The organism is Fictibacillus sp. S7 (assembly GCF_004127935.1).
Classification (GTDB): Bacteria; Bacillota; Bacilli; order Bacillales; family Fictibacillaceae; genus Fictibacillus_C; species Fictibacillus_C enclensis.
Map to the genome: position 1 here is coordinate 4,516,196 of NZ_QJKL01000001.1, position 14,714 is coordinate 4,530,909.

A 14,714-nucleotide genomic window follows, 5' to 3' on the forward strand; every position below is an offset into this window, starting at 1 on the left:
TACATTTACTTGTTACAATCAAAAAGAAGGTAAAAAATAATCTAATTTTTCGTGATATACAGAAAGGGGACTATTCAATTGTCCAATAAGCAACTTCATGAAATTCCTTACTCTGTACTGGATCTTTCTCCAGTCATTGTGGGGGAAACTCCTGCAGATTCATTAAAGAAAACATTGGACTTGGCCCAGCATGCGGAGAAGTGGGGATATAACCGCTATTGGCTGGCAGAACATCATAGCATGCCCGGCATCGCCAGTTCAGCAACTTCTGTTGTAATTGGGCATGTGGCAGGCGGAACCGAACGAATCCGTGTGGGTTCAGGCGGGATCATGCTGCCAAACCATGCACCTCTTGTCATTGCCGAGCAGTTCGGCACACTGGAATCCCTGTATCCGGGCAGAATCGATCTCGGTCTGGGAAGAGCGCCGGGAACCGATCAGGTCACGGCTCATGCCTTACGCAGCGAGAACATGAGCAACGGGGAAGATTTCCCTGAACAGGTCGATGAGCTCCGTGCGTACTTAAAAGCAGACGGTGGCGGAAACAGAGTTCGTGCCATTCCTGGAGAAGGGCTCGATATTCCAATTTGGCTTCTTGGCTCTAGCGGATTTAGTGCAAGGCTTTCTGCACAGCTTGGTTTGCCGTTCTCGTTTGCCAGCCACTTTTCACCGGATAACACGTTGCCTGCGCTGGATGTGTACCGACGTAATTTTAAACCGTCAGAGGTCCTTGATAAGCCATATGCGATGGTCGGCGTAAACGTTATTGCGGCGGATACTGAGGAAAAAGCTGCTTATCTTGCAACGTCCATGCAGCAGCAGTTCTTGAACCTCGTGCGCGGAATTCCTTCTAAGCTGAAGCCGCCGGTTCAAAGCATGGAAGGTATCTGGTCTCCTTACGAAAAAGCTTCCATTGACCAGCAGCTTCGCACAACGATGATCGGTACACCGGAAACGGTTAAAGCAAAACTGCAGGAATTCCTGGATGAGACAAAGGCAGATGAAATGATCATTAACGCGCAAATATTTGATCATCAAGACCGGCTTCGTTCTTATGAAATTGTATCTGAAGTATTTAGCAAGTAACCGTTTATGCCCCCTCTCCACCATGGAGAGGGGATTTTTGTTTTATCAAATACAATTTGTTTAATGAGGGAGTGAAAGAATCTGCACATGAGGAAAAGGCGAACGTTAAGGTTAAATTGTGGATTTAAAAAATGATAGATTATAAATTTAATAGTCGGGGTATATTAAGTTCATAATACCTTTAAAGGAGATGAACGAGATGTTAAATTATAACAAAGTTGAAATCAATGAATTCGTTAAAGGTGAAAAGTTCGACTTGAATGATTACTTATCTCAATTGTTTACTGCTAATCCTCAGCGCTAGGAAATCTTGTTCATTACATAAATTTTAGATATTTGAACAAATGATATTTCTATTTAAAAGCATTGCTCATGCAGTGCTTTTTTATATTAGCTTTCTTAATGAGGTTGTAGAATGTCTACACAAAGTGGCAGATTAAAGGTAAAAAAAGCGGCCAGCTAGGTAACAACTGGCCAAAGAGAGTTATTCGGGGGAGGTGCGGCTACCATCCGCGCCTTCTTTTAAAGAATAACACAGGAACAAGTGTTCGTAAATATCTTTTTTAAAAAGGCATAAGTTTATTTTTACGAATAATCTATCCTTGAATGGACAGAGCTGTTTCGTTGTTTAGCGGCAGGAATAATTAAGAGAAACCCCAATCATGATGGATCAGGCTTAGCTTCCTCAGTAAACGAAATCGTAATCGGTTTCGTTTTTTTTATTTTTGTCAACGTAATTAGCAGCAAGCCGTGCTTGTATTCTGCTTTTATATCATCCGGTAAGTATGCGAATGGAATGGAAATGACCTTTTTAAAGGGGCCGGACAGCCGTTCGTTGATTTTGAGCGCTTCTTTTTCAACAGGATATAGATAAGGGATATTTCCCTGCAGGATCAACTGGTTGGCTTCTAGCTCGATTTGAAGATCTTCCTGGGAGTGTAAACCGGGAAGCTCAACGATAATATGGCCTTCGGTTTCTGTTTCATAAAAATCGCTGCATGCGGTCCGTTTGGGGACAACCCGGTTTAGATCCTGCCAAAAATCATGACCCAGTACGCCATCCACTTTTTCTTGAATGGAAGCCCAGTCGAAATTCACTTTTTTCCCCATCAACCTTTCCTCCATCCTCTCAAAATTGACCGATTCTATATAGTTTATGAGCGAAAGGAGAAAACATTATGGTTTTCAATTGTTGACTTCAGTTATCTAGTTGAATTATTTAATTATAATTATTATAAAAAAGTATTGATTTTATAGTAATAGCTGTTATCATTATATTTATAATAATTCTAAATAACTTACGAGGTGATTCGAATGACGAACAAGAATCGTTTAACAACAAGCTGGGGCGCTCCAGTTGGAGATAACCAAAATTCAATGACTGCAGGTTCAAGAGGACCAACGCTCATCCAGGATGTGCACCTATTGGATAAACTCGCACATTTTAACCGGGAACGGGTGCCTGAGCGAGTTGTTCATGCGAAAGGAGCAGGAGCTCACGGGTATTTTGAAGTCACCAATGATGTTTCCAACTACACAAAGGCCGATTTTTTATCTGAAGTCGGAAAACGTACACCGCTTTTTGTCCGTTTTTCAACGGTTGCAGGAGAAAACGGCTCTGCAGATACCGTTCGGGACCCTCGTGGGTTTGCCGTGAAATTTTACACCGAAGAAGGAAACTATGACCTTGTGGGCAACAACACACCGGTGTTCTTTATCAGAGATGCCATCAAGTTTCCTGATTTTATCCATACACAGAAAAGAGATCCGAAAACTCATCTCAAAAATCCAACCGCTGTTTGGGACTTCTGGTCACTTTCTCCAGAATCTCTTCATCAGGTAACCATTCTGATGTCAGACCGCGGGATTCCGGCCACACTCCGTCATATGCACGGGTTTGGAAGCCACACTTTCAAGTGGGTGAACAAAGAAGGAGAAGGGGTCTGGGTTAAATATCACTTTAAAACAGAACAAGGCGTAGCCAATCTTGCTCCTGATGCGGCCGCTAAAATGGCTGGGGAAAATCCGGATTATCATACAGAGGATCTGTTCAATGCCATTGAAGAGGGTGACTTCCCGGCATGGAAGCTATATGTTCAGATCATGCCGCTTGAAGATGCAAACACCTATCGTTTTGACCCGTTTGATGTAACGAAAGTGTGGTCCCAAAAGGATTATCCGCTAATTGAGGTGGGCAAAATGATATTGGACAGAAATCCTGAAAACTATTTTGCTGAAGTGGAGCAGGCGACATTCTCACCAGGTACCCTTGTACCGGGAATTGACGTTTCTCCTGACAAGATGCTTCAGGGACGCCTGTTTGCCTACTCTGACGCACACCGCTATCGTGTAGGCGCCAATCATCAGGCACTGCCGATCAACCGTCCGCGCAATGAAGTGAAGAATTATCAGAGAGACGGGCAGATGCGATTTGACAACAATGGCGGTGGGTCCGTGTATTATGAGCCAAACAGTTTTGGAGGACCGCAAGAGTCTCCAGAGAATAAGCAGGCTGCTTACCCAGTTTATGGAGTGGCCGACAGTGTGGCTTATGATCACAACGATCACTACACTCAAGCAGGAGACCTGTATCGTCTCATGACCGAAGAAGAACGTACACGGCTTGTCAATAATATTGTAGGAGCCATGAAGCCTGTGGAAAAAGAAGAAATCAAGCTTCGCCAGATTCAGCATTTCTTTAAAGCGGATCCGGAATATGGAAGAAAGGTGGCTGAAGGTCTAGCCTTACCGCTTCCTCAAGAAACTCGTTAATTCTCATTTACAAGTAATTTTCTCAATTGATAGGCAAGAGTGTGTATTGCAACTAATACGTACTGAGTGCGTATTGCAACTAATACGTACTGAGTGTGTATTTTAAAAAAATGTTTAAAAGGGATGTTGATCGTGGATGCGGAACAAGCAGCAAAAACCAGGCTGAAAGAAATCGGAATGCGGATCACCCCTCAGCGTGTACTGATCCTGAAAAACATTATAGCGATGAACGGCCATTTAACCGCTGAGGAGATTCACAGGGAACTTCCGTCATTCATTACTCTGGCTACCGTCTATAATAATTTGAAATATTTTGCAGAGCTTAATCTCATCAACGAGCTTTCGTTTGGAAGTTCATGCAGTAAATATGAATTGGCCGATACCAGTCATTACCATGTGATCTGTGAATCGTGCCAGCAAATTGCAGATTTTAATTATCCTTTACTGAATGAAGTGGAGTACGCTGCTGCCCAGGTGGCACAATTTAAAGTTCACCGCCACACGCTCGAGTTTTATGGCCTTTGCCAGGAATGCAAAAAGAAAAATAACGAATAAAGTGAGGTTTTAGCATGAATGTACCTGTTCCTGTTGAATGTCCACGATGCCACTGTGAAATTAAACAATTAAAACACAGTGTCCGCTGCAAATGCGGAATGAGAATGAAAAGAAGATAAACGAAACGAAAACCCAATCGGATGCCGATTGGGTTTTTTGTTTAGCTGCATATTGTAATTTCATCGTGATCCACACAACGCATGTTGTCACAGATGAGTCTTGTTTGAAAACGGTAGGAGACCGTTGATGAGGATGATAGAAGATCTTGCGGCAGTTGGTACGTTAGTGGAATTTCGATACTGCCATCGGAGGCGAGCTCTTTGGACATGTAGATGGTGGTTACAGACTCAATCATGTGTTCGGTTTTATCTTCAGTGTTATGAAGGATAAGGTCACACTCGAGCCTTTTTATAATCTGCTTCATCCATTTGCCTTTCAAGCGGAAATAGCCATTTACATTTTGACCGGGCTTCAGCTCGTTTGAGTCCAAAACTAAATCTATACTTGCCTGTCCTAGCTTGAAGAAGCTCATACATTTTTTTAACACGGTGATCAGACCTCCAGTTGATAATAGCCAATTGAAGAAAGTGATTGTTCAAGTAAAAAACCTTTACCTGTATTGTCCTGGTAAAGGTTTTAACATCTACAAAGACCTTTACCAGGTGGCAAAGGTGTCGCTACAACTAGATGTTGCCAGTTAAGCCGATGATCAAGGAATCACGGGATGTCGACGTAACTGTCAGCTACTCCCCTTTGGAGTCAATTTATATCAATTTTATAGTCGTTTGGTTCATCACTTCATCGATTCGATACCCATTGTATACGCATGGATTAGTGATGTCAACACACTTTTTCATAAGCAATTGTTAACTTTTTATGACCATGTGAAATCCGGTATTCTAACCAGAGGCATCCTCTGAATACATTGTGATAATGGGCGATTTCCGTTGACGGAAAGAAGGGATGGGCTCGGGACCATCTGGGGGTGGGCATGATGATTGGTTTTTATGAATTGGTTCATAAGATGGAAGAGTTGCAGGCAGGTTGTGTGGCAGCGACGTTAATTAAAGTCGAAGGTTCGTCCTATTTGAAAGAAGGGGCGATGATGCTTTTCTGGGAGGAGAAACAGGCAGGAATGATCAGTGCCGGCTGCGCAGAGGCTGATCTCATGGAAAGAGCCCGCAGAGTTGCGGAAGATAGTATCCCCCAATATGTTACATACAACCTGAAGGAGGAAGATGATCTTTCCTGGGGACAGGGAGCCGGCTGCAATGGGGTGCTGCATGTCTGGTTGGAGGTGGTGGATGATAAATTAAGACGTCAGCTCCTTTATACGAAGTCCATGCTGGAAAAGGGAAAATCGATTTTGCACCGGAAAGAAATTTCTCTCATGCCTTACCCCACAACAGTCAATGAATTTATAAAAGTGGAGGATACGGACCACGCTTCTTTGTTTTCAAGCGGTGTTCAGTTTATGGACCATGAAGGAATGGTCTATACCCATCTCTATGAACCTAAACCGCGCCTGATCGTATTTGGGGCGGGATTTGATGGAAGAACAGTGGCTGAGCTGGCATATAAAACAGGGTGGATGGTCATGGTGTGTGACTGGCGGCCGGCTCTCTTGTCCAAAGAGGACTATTCATTTCCGGTAGAGACATTTTGTTGTGAATCGGGGGGGTTAAGTAAGGTATGTATGGTAAATGAACGAGATTTTATCGTCGTGATGTCTCATAACTTTCAAAAAGATAAAGAATTTTTGTCATGTCTGCCGGAGGACCAGCTTCGTTATGTTGGTGTGCTGGGGCCGAGGGAGCGTACAGAACGGCTTTTGGAAACAAAAGAACTGCCGGATTTTATTCATTCGCCGGTGGGACTTTCTATCGGTTCGAGAGGTCCTCAAGAAATTGCCATAAGCATACTTGCGGAAATGATCAACGTTTTCCGTACAAGGAACCAGGCGGCAGATATAAGCAAAAGGTAAGGGGGAGGGTAGCATTGGGGTTGATCGGAAAAAGTGTGTTTCGGAAAGAAGCCTGGGAAAAAGTAACCGGTACGGCCAGATATACAGCAGATTATCCGGCAACTGACTCGCTCCATACCAAAATTGTTGTAAGCCCCTATGCTCATGCTGTAATCAAGAGCATCCATATAGCAAAAGCCAAAGAGGTGTTTGGTGTGCGTGCGGTTATAACAGGCGAGCACTTTCCGTTAACCGGTGAAGAAATCAGGGACCGTCCGGTGCTGGCGAAAAATAAAGTGAGACACCACGGCGAAGCGGTTGCTCTTGTGGTGGCCGATACTCCGCAACAGGCCAAACGGGCAGCCGAACTGATAGAAGTGGAATACGAACAATTGCCGGTCGTACATTCGCCGACAGAGGCCTTAAAGCCAAACGCGCCACTCGTTCATGAACAGCTCGGCAGTTATAAAAAGGAGGATCGGGTATATCCTGAGCCAGGAACCAACGTTGCCAACCGGACCAAGATACGCAAAGGCAGCATGGAGAAAGGATGGAATCTGTCAGAGGTAGTGGTGGAAGAGCGCTTTTCATTTTCTCCATCCGATCATGCGGCCATGGAAACAAGGTGTTCAACCGCTGAAATCCATCCCGATGGCAATGTATACATCATGACCTCGTCACAAGCGCCATTCATGGTGAAACGGTTAATCCATGATTATTTTGGCGTGGACATTGGAAAGATCGTTGTAGAAACACCCTTGGTAGGAGGTGCATACGGAGGTAAGGCGTCCATTCAGCTCGAACTTCTTGCCTTTATCGCGTCCATTGCGGTGGGAGGGCGAAAAGTCCGGATTTTAAATATCAGGGAACAAGATATGCTGACTTCGCCATGCCACATCGGCCTGGATGCCACCGTGAAGCTCGGAAGTACCAGGGACGGAAAAATTCAGGCGGCAGAGCTTCTTTTTTTGTTTGATGGAGGAGCGTATTCTGACAAAGGTGCTGATTTAAACCGGGCTGCAGCAGTCGACTGTACGGGTCCCTATGATATTGATCATGTATGGTGTGATTCACTCTGTGTTTATACGAATCATCCGTATGCAGCACCCTTTCGAGGGTTCAGCCATTCAGAGCTCCTGTTCGCCGTGGAACGGACCATGGATGTGCTCGCCGACAAGCTCGGAATGGATCGATTACAGCTTAGATACATTAATGCGATCCGGCCGGGAGATACCACTCCGACACAAGTGAAGCTGAATAAAAGCAATGTAGGAAATTTACCGGAATGCATTGTTCGGTTAAAGAAAATGATTGACTGGGATATGGGCATGATTCAGGACCTCGGCAACGATAAACTAAGGGTTAAAGGGGTCAGCTGTATATGGAAAACCTCCACGATTGAATCAGATGCAGGCTCCGGAGTGACCTTGAGCTTCAATCCTGACGGAAGCATCAACCTCATTTCTGGTGTCATCGAAATTGGCACAGGAACAAAAACGATCCTGGCACAAATTTTGGCCGAACGGCTAAAAATGGATATACGGATGGTTCATGTCCAAATGAAAGTAAACACACAAAGTACCCCCGAACATTGGAAAACGGTGGCCAGCCGGGGCACCTTTATGGCGGGTCGTGCTGTACTGGCGGCAGCTGAAGATTTGATTGAGCAGTTAAAAAGCATCGCTTCGTGTGTGTTGCGGGTCCATGCCGCTGATTTGGAGGTAGGGTACGGAAAAGTATTTTTGCGTGATGAACCGGAAACTCACCTTGATATTAAAGATGTGGCCTATGGCTATGTTTATCCGAACGGAAATGGAATTGGCGGTCAGATCATCGGAAGAGGTCATTACAATCTCAGAAGGCTCACGTACCTTGATAAAGAGACGGGAGCAGGAAAGCCGGGGCCGGAATGGTCGGTCGGTGCCCAGGCGGTCGAAATTGAATATGACAAAAAACATCTCACCTACAGAATCGTCCGTGCATTTTCAGCGGTTGATATTGGGACGGTTTTAAATGAAAAAGCAGCACGTGGCCAGGTGATGGGGGCGATGAGTATGGGGCTTGCCTTTGGTGGAAGGGAAACCTTTGTTTTTGATGAATGGGGCAGAGTTTTGAATCCGCAATTAAGAACCTACCGGCCGCTCCGGTATGGGGAACATCCAGAGTATCACGTGGAATTTGTTGTAACTCCACAACTTGATGCGGCCTACGGCGCCAGAGGAGCCGGAGAACATGGTCTGATGGGGATGCCTGCTGCTCTTGGAAACGCCCTTTCCCTGGCCGCGGGTGTAAAATTGAACGAATTGCCTCTTATTCCGGAACAGATCTGGAAAATGAAACAAAAAGAAGGACATTCCCATGCTTCCTTATGATTTTGATTATTACCTGCCCAAAACGGTGGAGGAAGGGGTCCGGCTCTTTCAGCAGCTCGAACGTGAAGGAAAGATTCCGGTCTATTATTCTGGAGGAACCGAAATTATTACCCTGGGCCGCCTGAATCTGGTGGAAACAAACGCGGTTATTGACATAAAAGCCATTGGGGAATGCAAGGAGTTTACCATAAAAGATCAGCAGTTGATCGTCGGATCAGCTCTCTCTTTAACGGCAGTTGAGGAAAAAAACGTGTTCCCATTATTAAGCAAAGCAGCGAGCGGGGTGGCTGATCATACGGCCAGAAATAAAATTACGGTGGGAGGAAATATTTGCGGACAAATTTTTTACCGCGAAGCGGTGCTCCCTTTTTTGTTGACTGACAGCCATGTTGTAATTGCAGGGAAAAACGGACTCAGACAGACACCTATTCATCAGCTTTTCAAGCGCAATCTTAAGCTTCAAAAAGGAGAATTCCTCGTTCAACTGCACACGGACCGGCGTTTTTTAACGATGCCGTATGTGTGCGTTAAACGAAGACAGCAATGGGATACAGGTTATCCGTTGATCACGGTAGCTGTTTTAAAAAAGGAAGATGAAACCAGGATAGCGATTAGCGGTCTTTGCCCATTTCCTTTTCGGGCGTTCGAAATGGAAAAATCCATTCAACAAGTTGGTCCGTTAGGTGACAGGATTCAAGAAGCGCTTCGGCATGTGCCGCAGCCGGTGCTCGATGATGTAGAAGGTTCATCCGGTTATCGGGTGTTCGTTCTGGAACAGATGCTTCAAGACTTGTTAAGGGAACTGGAGGGGAACCATCCATGATTTCAGCCCGTTTAACCGTAAATGATGAAGAAAGAGAAATTGCGTTTTGGCCATCAGACACACTTCTTTTTGTGCTCCGGGAAAGGCTTGGTTTGACCGGGGCAAAGCCGGGCTGCCTGAACGGTGATTGCGGAGCCTGTACGGTCAATGTGAACGGCACGGCCATGAAATCGTGCCTGATGCTTGCGGTTGAAGGGATGAACCAAACGATACGCACGATTGAAGGATTAAAGGATTCGCCCATTCAGCATGCTTTTATTGAACATTTTGCTTTTCAGTGCGGATATTGTACGCCGGGCTTTATCATGAATATCAACAGTTTGCTGAAAAAGCATCCGAATGCGGACGATTCCACCATTAAAGAATTTTTAAGCTCTAATATTTGCAGGTGTACCGGATATCAGGAAATTGAAAAGGCGGTAAAATCTCTGCTTAAAATAAACCGGGAAGATAAGGCCGGCTTACCGAATGACCAGTAAGCTGGCTTTGTTCCTGCTTGGAAGCTAAACATCTGGTTTAACTTCAGCCATGAAGGGTACGTCTATGAGTAGTACATAATCCCAATCATCAAATTTGACCGAAGAAAAAGGAGGAGAACACTATCAATAACAACGATTCCAGCAAAAATGGAGCAGAGAACAAGAAAAATAAGCAGCTTGATGCATTCCGCGTAAACAATAAAGGCAAGAAACTCACAACCAACCAGGGGCTCAAGGTTTCCGAGGACGAGCATTCGTTAAAAGCGGGTGTACGCGGTCCTACCTTAATGGAAGACTTTCATTTTCGTGAAAAAATGACCCACTTTGACCATGAGCGGATTCCGGAGCGGATTGTCCACGCGAGAGGCTATGCTGCACACGGTGAATTCGAAGTCTACGAATCCATGAAAGAATATACGAAGGCAGGATTTTTGCAGGATCCATCCGTAAAAACACCGGTTTTCGTCCGATTTTCAACGGTGGCAGGATCCCGTGGTTCAGGAGATACGGTACGAGACGTGCGTGGTTTCGCCACAAAGTTTTATACCGAAGAAGGAAACTATGACCTTGTCGGAAACAACATTCCGGTCTTTTTTATTCAAGACGCGCTAAAGTTTCCGGATCTTGTTCATTCCTTCAAGCCGGAGCAGCACAATGAAATTCCTCAGGCGTCCACAGCCCATGATACATTTTGGGATTTTATCGCCAACAATACTGAATCGGCTCATATGATGATGTGGGCGATGTCCGACCGTGCGATTCCGCGCAGCTACCGGATGATGGAAGGCTTCGGTGTCCATACGTTCCGCTTTGTAAATGATAAAGGCGAGGGACGCTTTATTAAATTCCACTGGAAGCCGAAGCTTGGTGTCCATTCACTTGTATGGGATGAAGCCCAGCGACTTGCCGGCAAGAACCCTGACTTCCACCGCCAGGACCTGTATGAGGCGATTGAGAACGGCGATTACCCGGAATGGGAGCTTGGCGTGCAAATGATTGAAGAGAAGGATGAATTCAACTTCAATTTTGATGTGCTTGATCCAACGAAAGTTTGGCCGGAGGAACAGGTTCCTGTGAAGATCATCGGCAAGATGACACTCAACAAAAATCCGGATAATTATTTTGCAGAAACGGAACAGGTCGCATTCCATCCGGGCCACGTAGTGCCAGGGATTGATTTTACGAACGATCCGCTTCTTCAGGGACGATTGTTCTCGTACACAGACACACAGCTTTCGCGATTGGGCGGCCCGAACTTCCATGAAATCCCGATTAATCGTCCGGTGTGCCCGTTCCATAACAATCAGCGGGACGGCATGCACCGCATGACCATTAACCAGGGACCAGTCGCTTATCACAAAAACTCATTGGATAATAATGATCCCGCGCCGGCAACAGAAGGAGAAGGCGGCTATGTTCACTATCAGGAGAAAGTAGAAGGGCGCAAGGTCCGACAGCGCAGTGAAAGCTTTAAAGACCACTACAGCCAGGCGAAGCTTTTCTGGAACAGTATGTCTGAGGTGGAAAAACAGCATATCATTAAAGCCTTCCGCTTTGAGCTTGGAAAAGTCAAAAGCAAAAATGTGCAGCAACAGGTGGTTGAGGTGATCTGCCATGTGGATACAACACTTGCGGAGCAGGTTGCCGCAGGGATCGGTGTGACAGCTCCGGAAGGGATTGAGCCATCCGATGAAACCATGTCTTCTCCGGCATTGAGCCAGGAAAATACGGTAAAAGCACCAGCTACCCGAAAAGTAGCGATTTTGGCAGAAGACGGATTTAATGGAGAAGAAGTAAAAGGGCTTCAGAATGCGTTGAAAAATGCAGGAATTGCTTCTGAAATTATAAGTGAAACATTGACTCCTATCTCGAGCAGTCAAGGAGAGGAGCTTCAGGTAAATCAGACGTTACTGACCAGTGATTCCGTTCTGTACGATGCCGTATATGTGGCAGGCGGAGGTGATAGTGTCAGCACCTTAAAAGGAATTAAAGAGGCAACAACGTTTGTGAATGAGGCGTACAGCCACTATAAAGCCGTAGGAGCCTCTGAAGATGGGACGGAACTTCTTGCAGCAGCAGGAGTAGAAACCAGCTCAAGTGCAGATGGCGTCGTGATTTTGCAAGGCGGAAACAGCGATGAATTCATTCAAGCTATTGCACAACACCGCCACTGGGCGCGCCAGGTATAAAAGAATCTTTTGGAAGGAGCAGCGGGTAAAGCTGCTTCTTTTTTGTAGAGGAAACAGGAATGAATAACGAGAAATAGATATGGAGCAAATGACGAACGAAAGGACAGGAGTCTATGTATACAACCATCATCGAACCGCGTGTGTCAGAAACAGACGGCGTCGGCCATATTAACAATACAACCATTCCCATCTGGTTTGAAGCAGGGCGGAATCAGCTGTTTAAATTGTTTATGCCGGACAGTTCTTTTAAAAACTGGAGAATGATTATTTTAAATATGAATGTTGATTTTGTGGACCAAATCTATTTCGGACAGGAAGTGAAGGTTTACACCTGGGTTCAGCGAATCGGAAACACAAGCCTTGAGCTCTATGAAGAAATTCATCAGGAAAACCGGCTTTGTGCCAGGGGAACGGCCGTCTATGTTAATCATAATCTGGAGACGAAAACCTCGGAATGTATTCCGGAGGACATCCGGGTGGAGCTTCAGAAACATTTGAAATAGGCGTAGGAAGAGAGGTCGGGACGACGAAGTCCAGGCTTCTTTTTTTTATGAAAATGACGTGATATGCAACTATTTCTTGGCGAACCGCAAGTACCGCTTCTCACCACCCCGCTTAACCCTCCCCTCGTGAGCAGTATGAGAGCCAAATCGGCGTATTCCCTTTACAATAGGGGAGAATAAGGTACGAGGAGGTACAAAATGAAGGTAGAAATATGGTCAGATTATGTTTGTCCATTTTGTTATATAGGAAAAAGGCGCTTTGAAAATGCCCTGAGTGGGTTTGAAGGACGCGAGCAAGTGGAGGTTGTGTACAAAAGCTTCGAGCTGGATCCTTCGTTTCAAAAAACGGATCAGGATATTCATGCTGTGCTAGCCCAGAAATACGGTACATCGTATGAGCAGGGAAAAAGCATGAACGACCAGATGACAGAACGCGCAAAGGACGTTGGTTTGTCGTATGACTTTGACCGGGCGATTCCGGCCAATACGTTTGATGCCCACAGGGTCTCCCATTTTGCCAAACAGAATGGATTGTTAAAAGAAGTAACAGAGCGGATCTTGAAAGGGTATTTTACCGAAGGCCTTGATCTTAATGATCACCCTACCCTTGCAAAACTTGCCGGAGAAGCGGGACTTGATGAGCAGGCGACTCTTGCTGTTTTAAAAGAAGGAAAATTCGCAGAGGATGTCCGTGCCGATGAGGAAGAAGGCTCCCGTCTTGGTATTACCGGCGTTCCGTTTTTCGTATTTAACCAAAAATACGGAGTATCAGGCGCGCAGCCGGAGGATGTATTTACTGAGGTTCTTGAAAAGGTGAAGAAGGAGGAACAGGAGGAGTCTCCGATTCAACTGCTGAACCAAACCGAGAATCAAAAAAACAAGGAAAATGACTGCAGTGACGGTTCCTGCAACATCTAATTTGTTCCCTAGATAAGGAGTGAAATGTATGGCGAGCAGCGTTATTTTGAATGACACAAAAATCATGGTCCGTGACTTTCAACAAACAGCAGTGAACGGACGAAGGCAAATTTCTTTTCAATTTCAGGTTGAACACAAAGACTATCACGATATTACCACGCTGTTATACAAAAACGATTTCGATGTAAAGGTTCCTGAGGAAGAGATATCGTTCAGGGCATCCATCACCAATTATTCTACTTCCGTTACAAACCTGTACGAAGAAAGTGCAGTAGGAGATTTTTATCTGGAGCTTACGGAAAAGGAATAAAATCACGAAGAGAGCGGGATTTCCGTTCTCTTTTTTCGTGCTACAATATCAGAGGAACAACAAGGTAAAAAGAAAAGGTGTGAGCTATGGAACGGTTTAAAACATCAGCACTTCTTGATGTCATCAGTGAATTGTTTTCAAACGAAGCATCAATTGCGGTTACGGATACCGAGCATTATATTTATTATCAGCCCAGCAGACGGATCAATTTAAAAATTAAACCGGGTGATGAGATCAAGGAGGGGACCATTACACATAAAGCACTGGTGTCCCGGCAAAAGGTCTCCCAATTTATCAATCGCGATATTTTTGGAACGCCTTATTATGGGATGGCGGTTCCCTTATTTGATCAGGAAGAACTGCAAGGATGTGTGACCGCAATTTTTCCGGCGCTGACTAGCGGGAAAACGGTGGTTACGGTAAAAAGCGAGGATGGCTGGATTCCAATCCCGTTCTCGGATATCTTTTATTTGGAGGCGAAGGACCGCAAGACCTACGTCATAGGGGAAAAGCACACGGGAAGCCATAAAGATACACTGAATGAGTTTGATTTTCTTTTGCCCAAGGATAATTTTGTCCGCTGTCATCGCTCGTTCATCGTAAATGTCCATCACATTTTGGAGATCTATCCGGACAGCCATTCAACCTTTTTATTAAAAATGAAAAACGGTGAACAAGTGCCCGTCAGCCAGTCTTATGCAAGCTATTTCAGAACATTGCTTGGCTTCTGACCAGATCCTTCTG

The 14,714-nt window shown here is 45.2% G+C and carries 14 protein-coding genes; 12 read left to right on the forward strand and 2 right to left on the reverse strand.

Annotation, left to right across the window (positions count from 1 at the left end):
- Positions 1 to 78: 78 nt before the first annotated feature.
- On the forward strand, positions 79 to 1,086 hold the full coding sequence (locus tag DMO16_RS22955; RefSeq protein ID WP_425590050.1) for an LLM class flavin-dependent oxidoreductase: 1,008 nt from the start codon (positions 79 to 81) through the stop codon (positions 1,084 to 1,086).
- A 660-nt stretch (positions 1,087 to 1,746) separates the two neighbouring features.
- Here the strand turns inward: DMO16_RS22955 and DMO16_RS22960 are convergent.
- Complete coding sequence (locus DMO16_RS22960) at positions 1,747 to 2,196, reverse strand: Hsp20/alpha crystallin family protein (RefSeq protein WP_241840637.1); 450 nt, start codon at positions 2,194 to 2,196, stop codon at positions 1,747 to 1,749.
- A 204-nt stretch (positions 2,197 to 2,400) separates the two neighbouring features.
- Between DMO16_RS22960 and katA the strand changes: the two genes are divergently transcribed.
- Entirely contained in the window at positions 2,401 to 3,858 is a 1,458-nt protein-coding gene (gene katA, locus DMO16_RS22965; protein ID WP_129480159.1) for a catalase KatA, read from the forward strand.
- A 123-nt stretch (positions 3,859 to 3,981) separates the two neighbouring features.
- A complete protein-coding gene (locus DMO16_RS22970) occupies positions 3,982 to 4,413 on the forward strand; it encodes a Fur family transcriptional regulator (protein WP_129480160.1) in 432 nt (143 codons plus the stop codon).
- Positions 4,414 to 4,573: 160 nt separating this feature from the next.
- Here the strand turns inward: DMO16_RS22970 and DMO16_RS22975 are convergent, their stop codons facing one another.
- Entirely contained in the window at positions 4,574 to 4,945 is a 372-nt protein-coding gene (locus tag DMO16_RS22975) for a sporulation protein (RefSeq protein WP_241840638.1), read from the reverse strand.
- A gap of 459 nt (positions 4,946 to 5,404) precedes the next feature.
- Here DMO16_RS22975 and DMO16_RS22980 point away from each other — a divergent pair, with 459 nt between their 5' ends.
- The 9 genes from DMO16_RS22980 (at position 5,405) to DMO16_RS23020 (ending at position 14,701) form a co-directional block, all read left to right on the forward strand.
- Positions 5,405 to 6,397 carry an XdhC family protein gene (locus DMO16_RS22980; RefSeq protein ID WP_082635816.1) on the forward strand — a complete coding sequence of 331 codons (993 nt, stop codon included), beginning with the start codon at positions 5,405 to 5,407 and terminating at the stop codon, positions 6,395 to 6,397.
- Between the two features lie 14 nt (positions 6,398 to 6,411).
- Positions 6,412 to 8,748: a xanthine dehydrogenase family protein molybdopterin-binding subunit gene (locus tag DMO16_RS22985; RefSeq protein WP_129480161.1), complete on the forward strand. Its 2,337-nt coding sequence runs from the start codon at positions 6,412 to 6,414 to the stop codon at positions 8,746 to 8,748.
- A complete protein-coding gene (locus tag DMO16_RS22990; protein WP_129480162.1) occupies positions 8,735 to 9,571 on the forward strand; it encodes an FAD binding domain-containing protein in 837 nt (278 codons plus the stop codon). The genes DMO16_RS22985 and DMO16_RS22990 overlap by 14 nt, the downstream gene beginning before the upstream one ends.
- Complete coding sequence (locus DMO16_RS22995; RefSeq protein ID WP_129480163.1) at positions 9,568 to 10,050, forward strand: (2Fe-2S)-binding protein; 483 nt, start codon at positions 9,568 to 9,570, stop codon at positions 10,048 to 10,050. The genes DMO16_RS22990 and DMO16_RS22995 overlap by 4 nt, the downstream gene beginning before the upstream one ends.
- Positions 10,051 to 10,172: 122 nt before the next feature.
- Entirely contained in the window at positions 10,173 to 12,239 is a 2,067-nt protein-coding gene (locus DMO16_RS23000) for a catalase (protein WP_129480164.1), read from the forward strand.
- A gap of 113 nt (positions 12,240 to 12,352) precedes the next feature.
- Positions 12,353 to 12,742 (forward strand): acyl-CoA thioesterase, encoded by a 390-nt coding sequence (locus tag DMO16_RS23005; RefSeq protein ID WP_061972337.1) that lies wholly within the window; start codon positions 12,353 to 12,355, stop codon positions 12,740 to 12,742.
- Between the two features lie 198 nt (positions 12,743 to 12,940).
- Positions 12,941 to 13,660, forward strand: coding sequence for a DsbA family oxidoreductase (locus DMO16_RS23010; protein WP_129480165.1), 720 nt, complete (start codon positions 12,941 to 12,943; stop codon positions 13,658 to 13,660).
- Between the two features lie 28 nt (positions 13,661 to 13,688).
- The gene (locus tag DMO16_RS23015; protein ID WP_061972339.1) at positions 13,689 to 13,970 is read left to right on the forward strand and encodes a DUF3219 family protein; all 282 of its coding nucleotides are present in this window, start codon (positions 13,689 to 13,691) and stop codon (positions 13,968 to 13,970) included.
- A gap of 86 nt (positions 13,971 to 14,056) precedes the next feature.
- On the forward strand, positions 14,057 to 14,701 hold the full coding sequence (locus tag DMO16_RS23020) for a LytTR family DNA-binding domain-containing protein (protein ID WP_129480166.1): 645 nt from the start codon (positions 14,057 to 14,059) through the stop codon (positions 14,699 to 14,701).
- The last annotated feature ends 13 nt before the right edge of the window (positions 14,702 to 14,714 follow it).

Coding starts and splice junctions, on each gene's coding strand:
- DMO16_RS23010 (WP_129480165.1), top strand. CDS start 12,941: ATGAAGGTAGAAATATGGTCAGATTATGTTTGTCCATTTTGTTATATA.
- DMO16_RS22995 (WP_129480163.1), top strand. CDS start 9,568: ATGATTTCAGCCCGTTTAACCGTAAATGATGAAGAAAGAGAAATTGCG.
- DMO16_RS23015 (WP_061972339.1), top strand. CDS start 13,689: ATGGCGAGCAGCGTTATTTTGAATGACACAAAAATCATGGTCCGTGAC.
- DMO16_RS22970 (WP_129480160.1), top strand. CDS start 3,982: ATGTTGATCGTGGATGCGGAACAAGCAGCAAAAACCAGGCTGAAAGAA.
- DMO16_RS22975 (WP_241840638.1), bottom strand. CDS start 4,945: ATGAGCTTCTTCAAGCTAGGACAGGCAAGTATAGATTTAGTTTTGGAC.
- DMO16_RS22960 (WP_241840637.1), bottom strand. CDS start 2,196: ATGGGGAAAAAAGTGAATTTCGACTGGGCTTCCATTCAAGAAAAAGTG.
- katA (WP_129480159.1), top strand. CDS start 2,401: ATGACGAACAAGAATCGTTTAACAACAAGCTGGGGCGCTCCAGTTGGA.
- DMO16_RS23020 (WP_129480166.1), top strand. CDS start 14,057: ATGGAACGGTTTAAAACATCAGCACTTCTTGATGTCATCAGTGAATTG.
- DMO16_RS23005 (WP_061972337.1), top strand. CDS start 12,353: ATGTATACAACCATCATCGAACCGCGTGTGTCAGAAACAGACGGCGTC.
- DMO16_RS22990 (WP_129480162.1), top strand. CDS start 8,735: ATGCTTCCTTATGATTTTGATTATTACCTGCCCAAAACGGTGGAGGAA.
- DMO16_RS22980 (WP_082635816.1), top strand. CDS start 5,405: ATGATGATTGGTTTTTATGAATTGGTTCATAAGATGGAAGAGTTGCAG.